Genomic DNA, 7,451 nt, shown 5'->3' with positions numbered 1-7,451 from the left:
CCCCACGGAGCAGGGCACCTGGGCCTGTGGCTGATCTGGACACGGTCCGCCCCTGAGCCGAGCACGCTTGATTCAAGGTGTCATTCATGCGCCAACTTCTTGCTCTCTCGGCCTGCGTGGCTCTCCTTGCCGCCTCGCCCTCCCTGGCCCAGGACAGCTACGAGCTCTTCCCCTTCACCCGCCAGCGGGCCACCAATGTGGCCCGCATGTACGCAGAGCGGCTGAACGGTGGTCTGACCGTCTACAGGCCTGATGCCTGCATGTACAACCGCGGTGGCGGCGACTGCCTGATCAAGGGCGATGCCAAGGGATACATCTTCCGCTTCCTGGGAGGGCCTCCTGGCTGGCAGATCCTGGGGCTGGCGCCCACAGCGGAAACCGAGATCGAAGTCTCAGCCGATGGCCGCTCCGTTGTAAAGGTGGTCTACAACGGTGCCCCCAGGCCTGAGCAACAGGCCCCCGAGCAGTCTCCAATGCCTGAGACTGAGCCTGAACCCGACGCCCCGGCGATCTGAGGGACTGAGCTCTCTCTGGCAGATCAGCCAGTTGAAAGGGTGAGATGTTTGGCGAGTTGCTGCAGGTCCTCTGCCCAGGCGGCCTCGCAAGGCCAGCGTTCGCGGCGGGTGAGGCTCAGGGCGATGCCCTTTTCACCGTAGGCCGCTTCGTTGATGAACACCGGCCAGAGCGGTTCGGGATCGGTGGGCTCATAGCGAAGGGTTTCACCGCCCGCCGTGACGAAGAGGGGATCTCCAGGGCGGATCAATTGCCAGTCGCGGTGCTGGCGCAGCGGATGCAGGCAGGCGGCCGGGCGGCCATCGGGATGCCGCGGCAGATCGAGGCTGCCCAGGTGGCGGTGCACCGTGAGGCCCCGGGGCAGGGCCAGATCACCTCGGCGTGCTGAGGCCAGCACCGCCAGAGCGGCCTCCAGGGCCCGCTGGGTCTGGTGGCAGATGGCGGCATTGACCACCCCCTGAGGCACCGGGCCCACCTCGATCACCAGGCCGCAAGGCCAGCACTCCAGCAGAAACCCCTGCTGGCTCGCATCGGCCTCATGCAGGTAGATCGGCAAGCCCAGCAGCGCCTGAATGCCCGCCGCCAGGGCCAGATCCACAGGCCGCCGCCCGTACACCACCAGGGAATTACCCATGGCGGCGGTGGTGCTGTGCAGATCGAGCACCAGGGCGCAGGGCCGGGATCCGGCCGGTCCGTGCAGGGCCAGCAGCTCCCGGGCCCGCTGCACCTCCCGATCAGCCGGGCCCGGGGCCTCGAGCAAGGCGCTGGTGAAGGAGCGGTTCAGGTCGCGATCAAGGTAGCGGCGGCCTGCTGCGAGGGCTCCTGGATTGCCGATCACCAGTTGCAGCGCCAGACCGGCGGCATCGAGGGCGCCGGGGTGAGCCAGCCAGTGCTCCAGCAGCCAGGGAGCATTGCGCTCATTGCCATGGGTGCCGGCCACCACCAGAACCGCTGCCGCGCCCATCGCCAAGCCTCCTGCAGATCCGATCTGCGGCCAGACTGGCGCAGCGTGAGGCCGCTGCGGGCCAGAGTCGGAGGCAGCGCTGGAGACTGCCATGGCTGTTCCACCCCTGCTGGTCGCCAGCGTGCGTGCCGCCTGGCGCTGCCAGTGGCAGCAGTTGATGAAGGGTCTCGGCCCAGCTGACGCGGCCGGGAACTACCGGCGGCCCGAGAGCGCCTGCGCTGTCGCTCCGGAACTGCCGGCCACAGCAGGCAACACGGGCGTCCATGGGCTGATCGTGGGGCGCAGCTGCCCGTGGGCCCACCGGGCCTGGCTGGTGTGGAGCCTGCGCCAGCTCGCCGGCAGCCTGGAGCTGGTGGTGGTGGAGCCCGATCCCAAAGCGGGCCGCTGGCGCTTCGACACCCCCTACGAGGGGGCCAGCGCCCTGGTGGATCTCTACCGGCGCAGTGGCGGCGACCCGAAGGCCCGTGCCACGGTGCCCGCCCTCTACGACCGCACCGGCCGCCGAATCCTGGTGAACGAGAGCGCCCGGCTGATCGAGCTGCTCAACCGCTGGCCCGCGCCAGAGGGGGCTCCGGATCTGTTGCCCGATGACCAGGCGCAGGCGATCGGCCACTGGCGGCAGCGGCTGCAGGGAACGGTGAACGATGGGGTCTACCGCTGCGGTTTCGCGCGCACCCAGGCCGCCTATGACCAGGCCGAAGCCGAACTGTTCGCCAGCCTCGAAGCGGCCGAGACAGCCCTGGAGCGGGGCGGACCATGGCTGTGCGGCAACCGGCTCACCCTGGCGGATGTGGAGCTCTTCCCCCCCCTGATCCGCCGGGGGCTGGTCTATGCCCCGCTGTCCGGCGGCGGCCGCCGCCCACTCTGGAATTCCCCGGCCCTGATGGCCTGGCGTGCCCGCCTCTACGCCCTCCCCGGGGTCGCCGCCACCTGCTTCCCGGACTCGTGGCGCCGCGACTACTTCGGAGCCCTGTTTCCCCTGCACCCCTCGGGGATCGTTCCGGCGGGGGCGGATCTGGCCACACTGGTGACAGGCCCTGCTCCCGAGCGACCCCAGCCATGACCGATCGATCCCAGCACGAGGGCAGCCCGGACGATCCGGTGTTCGAGGGCGTCTATGGACCGTTCACGATCACAGCCCGCGACCGCCGCGAAGTGCTGGGCTACCGCCTGGCCCTGCTGGGGGTGGCCCTGGCCCAGGGAGGCCTGCTGCTGCAGTGGGCCAACTGGGGCAGCCAGGGGCTCTGGCCCTGGCTGGTGCTGATGGCCGTGGGGCTGGGGCTGGCCTTGCGCTGGATTCACATCTATCTGCGTCCACTGCACCGGGCCCTGCAGCTGTTCTGGTTGCTGGGCTGCGCCGGCGGGGTGGCCCTGGCCCTTCAGCAGGGCCAGGGCGCCATGCTCGACGCCGTGGCGACCGACTCCCGCTGGATCTGGGCGGTGGGGCCGTTCTTTGCGGCCTTGGCGGGCGTGGGCTTCAAGGAATTCTTCTGCTTCCAGCGGCCCGAAGCGATCGGGGTGACCCTGCTGCTGCCGGTAGCGCTGCTGGGCCGCCTGGTGGGCCTGCTTGATGAGCGCACCACCTTCACGCTGCTGGCCATCGAGGCGGCGCTGCTGCTGATCCTGACCCTGCGCAAATTCCCGATGCAGGCCGCCGCCGATGTGGGCGACAAAAGCGTCTTTGCTTACCTGGAGAGCCAGAGGCCTCCCTCGCGAGCGTGACCCTGATCAGCCTGGTGGGAGTCAGCAAGGACTTCGGCCTTCGCACCCTCTTTGAAGACCTCAACCTGCACCTTCAGGAGCGAGACCGCCTGGGGCTGATCGGCCCCAATGGCGCCGGCAAATCCACCCTGTTGCGGCTGCTGGCGGGCCTCGAACCACCTGGGGAAGGGGAGCGGCGCTGCTCCGGGCGGTTGAAGGTGGTGATGGTGGCCCAGGAGCCGGATCTCGATCCCGAGCGCACCGTGCTCGAGCAGGTGTTCGAGGACAGCGGCGAGAAGATGGCACTGCTGCGCCGCTTCACCGAAGTGAGCCAGGACCTGGCGAACGATCCCGCGGATCAGGCCCTGCTCGGCGAGCTCAGCGACCTGCAGGAACGCATGGACCAGGCCAACGCCTGGAGCCTGGAGCAGCAGTGCCGTGAGGTGCTCGAGCGCCTGGGCATCAGCGACGTGCACCGGCGGGTGGGCGACCTTTCCGGCGGATTCCGCAAACGGCTGGCGCTTGCCGCGGCCCTGGTGGCCGAGCCCGATGTGCTCCTGCTCGATGAGCCCACCAACCACCTCGACGCCCTCTGCATCGAATGGCTGCAGGGGCAGCTGGAGCGCTTCCCCGGCGCCCTGGTGCTGATCACCCACGACCGCTACGTGCTCGACCGGGTGGCCCGCCGCATCGTCGAGGTGGACCGGGGCGTGGCCCGCAGCTATCCCGGTAACTACGCCACCTACCTGCAGACCAAGGCCGACGAGGAGGCGATCGAAGCCGCCAGCGCCGCGAAGTTCAAGGGGGCCCTGCGGCGGGAACTGGAGTGGCTGCGCCGCGGTCCCCAGGCCCGCAGCACCAAGCAGAAAGCCCGGATCCAGCGGATCGAGGCGATGCAGGAGGCCCCGAAACGCCAGAGCAAGGGGCAGCTCAGCCTGGCCACCGCCCAGCGCCGCCTCGGCAAGAAGGCGATCACGGCGGAGCATCTCAGCGTGTGGGCCGAACCGAGCGCCGGTCCTGCCGACGGAGCGTCAGGGGGGGGGCGACCCCTGCTGCGCGATTTCAGTTACGACTTCAGCCCCGAAGACCGGGTGGGGATCATCGGGGCCAACGGTTCAGGGAAATCCACCCTGCTCGATCTGATCGCCGGCCGCCGCCAGCCCCAGCAGGGTCGCCTGGAGCTGGGCAGCACGGTGAAGCTGGCCTACTTCGATCAGCAGGCTGAGGGGCTCTCCAGTGGCCGGGGGCTGGAGCGCAAACTGATCGACTACGTGCAGGAGGAGGCCAGCCGCATCGAGGTGGGCGGGGTGGCCGTCAGCGCCTCCCAGCTGCTGGAGCGGTTCCTGTTCCCTCCCGCCCAGCAGCACAGCCCGATCGGACGCCTCTCAGGCGGTGAGCGGCGGCGGCTCTACCTCTGCCGGCTGCTGATCAGCGCCCCCAACGTGCTGCTGCTCGATGAGCCCACCAACGACCTCGACGTGCACACCCTCACGGTGCTCGAAGACTTCCTGGAGGATTTCCGCGGCTGTGTGGTGGTGGTCTCCCACGACCGCTACTTCCTCGACCGCACCGTCGACCGGTTGTTCTGCTTTGAAGCCGGAGAGCTCAGGCGTCACGAGGGCAACTACAGCGCCTACCTGGAGCGGGTGGCAGCGGCGCCCTCAGCGGGCACGGCTGCCGCGGCACCCACTCCATCAGCGGCTTCGACCGCAGCAGTCCAGGAGCCGGTGGCCCCAGCCGCCCGGCGCCGCAGCTTCAAGCAAAACCGGGAACTGGAGGAGCTGGAGCGGTCGCTGCCGGAATGGGAAGCCCGGAGGGCACAGCTGGAGCAGGAACTGGCAGGCGGTGCCGGCGGCGACTACTCCCGCCTCGAGAGCCTCACCCACGACCTGGCCGCTCTGCTGGAGCGCATCGAGCACGGCGAGGAGCGCTGGCTGGAGCTCAGTGAGCTGGGCGCTTGATCAGCGCTGGATCACATTGCCCCCTGAGCACGGGTGGCCCCCCGTATGGTGGTTCCGAAAAGCTCCGGTAGCCGAAGGCCGGCCTTCCTATGACTTCCATCGACGAGCACATCCGCAAGGATCAGATCGAGATCGAAACGGCCAAGGCCGTCGGCAACGAGGCGAAGGTGCGCCACCTCGAAGACGAGCTCAAGTCGCTCGAGGAATACAAATCGCATCACCCCGAGGACGATCACGATCCCAATTCCCTCGAGGTCTATTGCGATCTCAACCCCGAAGCTCCCGAGTGCAGGGTCTACGACGACTGATCAGTCTTAACCACCCTGACCCCAGGCCTGTCTGTACGCGGCCGTCCCCCCCTATGTGGGGGGTTTTTGATGCGGACCCATATTTGCCCATTGGCTCTCACTGGATCCCCAGCTCCTTCCAGACCTCAGCGAGCAATCCGTCGAGGCCGGATTTGGTGGCCGCCGAGATCAGCAGCACCTCACCACCCCAGAGAGCAGCCAGGGAGGCCCGGGCGGCCTCCAGCTGATCAGGCAGCAGCAGCTCACTTTTGTTGAGGGCCAGGATCCTGGGGCGCTGATCGAGGCCATGGCCGTAGGCCAGCAGCTCCTGTTCCACCACCGCCAGGTCACTGGTGACATCGGCGCTGGAGGCATCCACCAGGTGCACCAGCAGACGGGTGCGCTCGATGTGGCGCAGGAAGTCGTGGCCCAGGCCGGCCCCCTGGGCCGCGCCGGCGATCAGGCCGGGGATATCGGCGAAGACGGTGCCATCGCCGCTGGGGCGGCGCACCACCCCCAGGTTGGGCACCAGGGTGGTGAAGGGGTAATCGGCAATCTTGGGCTTGGCGGCGGAGAGCACGCTGATCAGGGTGCTCTTGCCAGCATTGGGCAGGCCGATGATGCCCACCTCCGCCAGCAGCTTGAGCTCCAGCTGCAGCTGGCGCTCCTCACCGTCCCTGCCCTCGGTGCACTTCTCCGGCGCCCGGTTGCGGTTGCTCAGGTAGTGGGCGTTGCCGAGGCCGCCGCGTCCCCCGGCCGCCACCCGCAGCCGGTCACCCGGTTCGGTGAGGTCACCGAGCAGCTGCTCGCTCTCCTGTAGACGCACTTCGGTGCCGCAGGGCACCCGGATCACCAGGTCGTCGCCGCTGGCACCACTGCGCCTGTTGGGCCCACCGCGGCGTCCTTCCGGGGCCTCGAACAGTCGCTTGTATTTGAAGTCGAGCAGGGTCTGCAGGTTCGGATCGGCCTCGAGCCATACGGTGCCGCCATGACCGCCATCGCCGCCGGAGGGACCACCGGCGGGAACGTACTTTTCACGCCTGAAGGCGACGATGCCATCTCCGCCACGGCCGCCCTGGACCGCGATGCGGGCTTGATCAATGAACTGCAAGGGAAGACCGCAGGGACTGGGCCGGATGGATCACCAACCCTAGGGTCGGCCGGTCGGAGGGCTGATGTTGGCTGAGGTGCGCTTCCAGAAGGTCAGCAAGACCTTCCCTCCCCGGCGGGGGAGCGCGCCGGTGGAGGTGCTGCGGCAGCTGGATCTGACCGTGCACGACGGCGAATTCCTTGTGCTGGTGGGGCCCTCGGGCTGTGGCAAAAGCACCCTGCTGCGCATCCTGGCGGGCCTGGAAACCCCCAGCAGCGGTGAGATCCTGGTGGGGGAGCGCGCCGTGAGTGGCTTGCGGCCGGCCCAGCGGGATGTGGCGATGGTGTTCCAGAGCTACGCCCTTTATCCCCACCTGAGCGTCGCCGACAACATCGGCTTCGGGCTGCGGCGCAGCCGGCCCAGGACCACCGTTCAGCATCTGCAGGACGGACTTCACCGCTTCACGCGGCGCCTGCCCGCCGGGCTGCGGGTCGCTTCGGAGCGGGAGCGGCGGATCGAGGAGCGGATCAAGGCGGGGGGCCAGCAAATGGAGCTCACCCCACTGCTCGAGCGCCTGCCCAAGGAACTCTCCGGCGGACAGAAGCAACGGGTGGCCCTGGGACGGGCCATCGCCCGCCAGCCGAAGGTGTTCCTGATGGATGAACCGCTCAGCAACCTCGACGCCAAGCTGCGCACCGGCACCCGGGCGCAGATCGTGGCGCTGCAGCGGCAGCTGGGCATCACCACGCTCTACGTCACCCACGACCAGGTGGAGGCGATGACGATGGGCCACCGCATCGCCGTGCTCAACCAGGGACGTCTGCAGCAGCTGGGGACACCGATGGAGTTCTATGAACACCCCGCCAACCTGTTTGTGGCCCAGTTCATCGGCAGCCCGCCGATGAACCTGCTGCCTGTGAAGCAGGCCGGAGTCG

General features: G+C 68.5%; 8 protein-coding genes. 6 read left to right on the top strand and 2 right to left on the bottom strand.

Annotated elements, in window-relative coordinates; all coding sequences use genetic code 11:
• Positions 1-86 precede the first annotated feature (86 nt).
• The gene (locus KBY78_RS14315) at positions 87-515 is read left to right on the top strand and encodes a hypothetical protein (protein WP_255144165.1); all 429 of its coding nucleotides are present in this window, start codon (positions 87-89) and stop codon (positions 513-515) included.
• A gap of 23 nt (positions 516-538) precedes the next feature.
• Here the strand turns inward: KBY78_RS14315 and KBY78_RS14310 are convergent, their stop codons facing one another.
• Complete coding sequence (locus tag KBY78_RS14310) at positions 539-1,477, bottom strand: aspartoacylase (RefSeq protein ID WP_255144164.1); 939 nt, start codon at positions 1,475-1,477, stop codon at positions 539-541.
• Positions 1,478-1,568: 91 nt separating this feature from the next.
• Between KBY78_RS14310 and KBY78_RS14305 the strand changes: the two genes are divergently transcribed.
• The 4 genes from KBY78_RS14305 to KBY78_RS14290 all read left to right on the top strand — a co-directional run bounded on the left by KBY78_RS14305 (position 1,569) and on the right by KBY78_RS14290 (position 5,447).
• Positions 1,569-2,540 (top strand): glutathione S-transferase C-terminal domain-containing protein, encoded by a 972-nt coding sequence (locus KBY78_RS14305; protein WP_255144163.1) that lies wholly within the window; start codon positions 1,569-1,571, stop codon positions 2,538-2,540.
• The gene (locus KBY78_RS14300) at positions 2,537-3,199 is read left to right on the top strand and encodes a DUF2301 domain-containing membrane protein (protein ID WP_255144162.1); all 663 of its coding nucleotides are present in this window, start codon (positions 2,537-2,539) and stop codon (positions 3,197-3,199) included. The genes KBY78_RS14305 and KBY78_RS14300 overlap by 4 nt, the downstream gene beginning before the upstream one ends.
• The gene (gene abc-f / locus KBY78_RS14295) at positions 3,196-5,139 is read left to right on the top strand and encodes a ribosomal protection-like ABC-F family protein (protein ID WP_255144161.1); all 1,944 of its coding nucleotides are present in this window, start codon (positions 3,196-3,198) and stop codon (positions 5,137-5,139) included. The genes KBY78_RS14300 and abc-f overlap by 4 nt, the downstream gene beginning before the upstream one ends.
• Positions 5,140-5,228: 89 nt before the next feature.
• Positions 5,229-5,447, top strand: coding sequence for a Calvin cycle protein CP12 (locus KBY78_RS14290; protein WP_006172041.1), 219 nt, complete (start codon positions 5,229-5,231; stop codon positions 5,445-5,447).
• A 97-nt stretch (positions 5,448-5,544) separates the two neighbouring features.
• Here KBY78_RS14290 and cgtA read toward each other — a convergent pair whose 3' ends face one another.
• Entirely contained in the window at positions 5,545-6,537 is a 993-nt protein-coding gene (gene cgtA / locus KBY78_RS14285) for an Obg family GTPase CgtA (RefSeq protein WP_255144160.1), read from the bottom strand.
• Between the two features lie 67 nt (positions 6,538-6,604).
• On the opposite strand from cgtA, the gene KBY78_RS14280 reads away from it, so the two are divergent.
• On the top strand, positions 6,605-7,451 hold an 847-nt coding region (locus KBY78_RS14280), incomplete at its 3' end, for an ABC transporter ATP-binding protein (protein WP_255144159.1).

It is taken from the genome of Synechococcus sp. EJ6-Ellesmere (assembly GCF_024345875.1).
Taxonomy (GTDB): domain Bacteria; phylum Cyanobacteriota; class Cyanobacteriia; order PCC-6307; family Cyanobiaceae; genus Regnicoccus_A; species Regnicoccus_A antarcticus.
This window is presented reverse-complemented; position numbering and strand designations above follow the sequence as displayed.

Bases quoted from the DNA above. Each gene is read 5' to 3' on its own strand.
- KBY78_RS14315 (WP_255144165.1), top strand. From the start codon at position 87: ATGCGCCAACTTCTTGCTCTCTCGGCCTGCGTGGCTCTCCTTGCCGCC.
- KBY78_RS14310 (WP_255144164.1), bottom strand. From the start codon at position 1,477: ATGGGCGCGGCAGCGGTTCTGGTGGTGGCCGGCACCCATGGCAATGAG.
- KBY78_RS14305 (WP_255144163.1), top strand. From the start codon at position 1,569: ATGGCTGTTCCACCCCTGCTGGTCGCCAGCGTGCGTGCCGCCTGGCGC.
- KBY78_RS14300 (WP_255144162.1), top strand. From the start codon at position 2,537: ATGACCGATCGATCCCAGCACGAGGGCAGCCCGGACGATCCGGTGTTC.
- KBY78_RS14290 (WP_006172041.1), top strand. From the start codon at position 5,229: ATGACTTCCATCGACGAGCACATCCGCAAGGATCAGATCGAGATCGAA.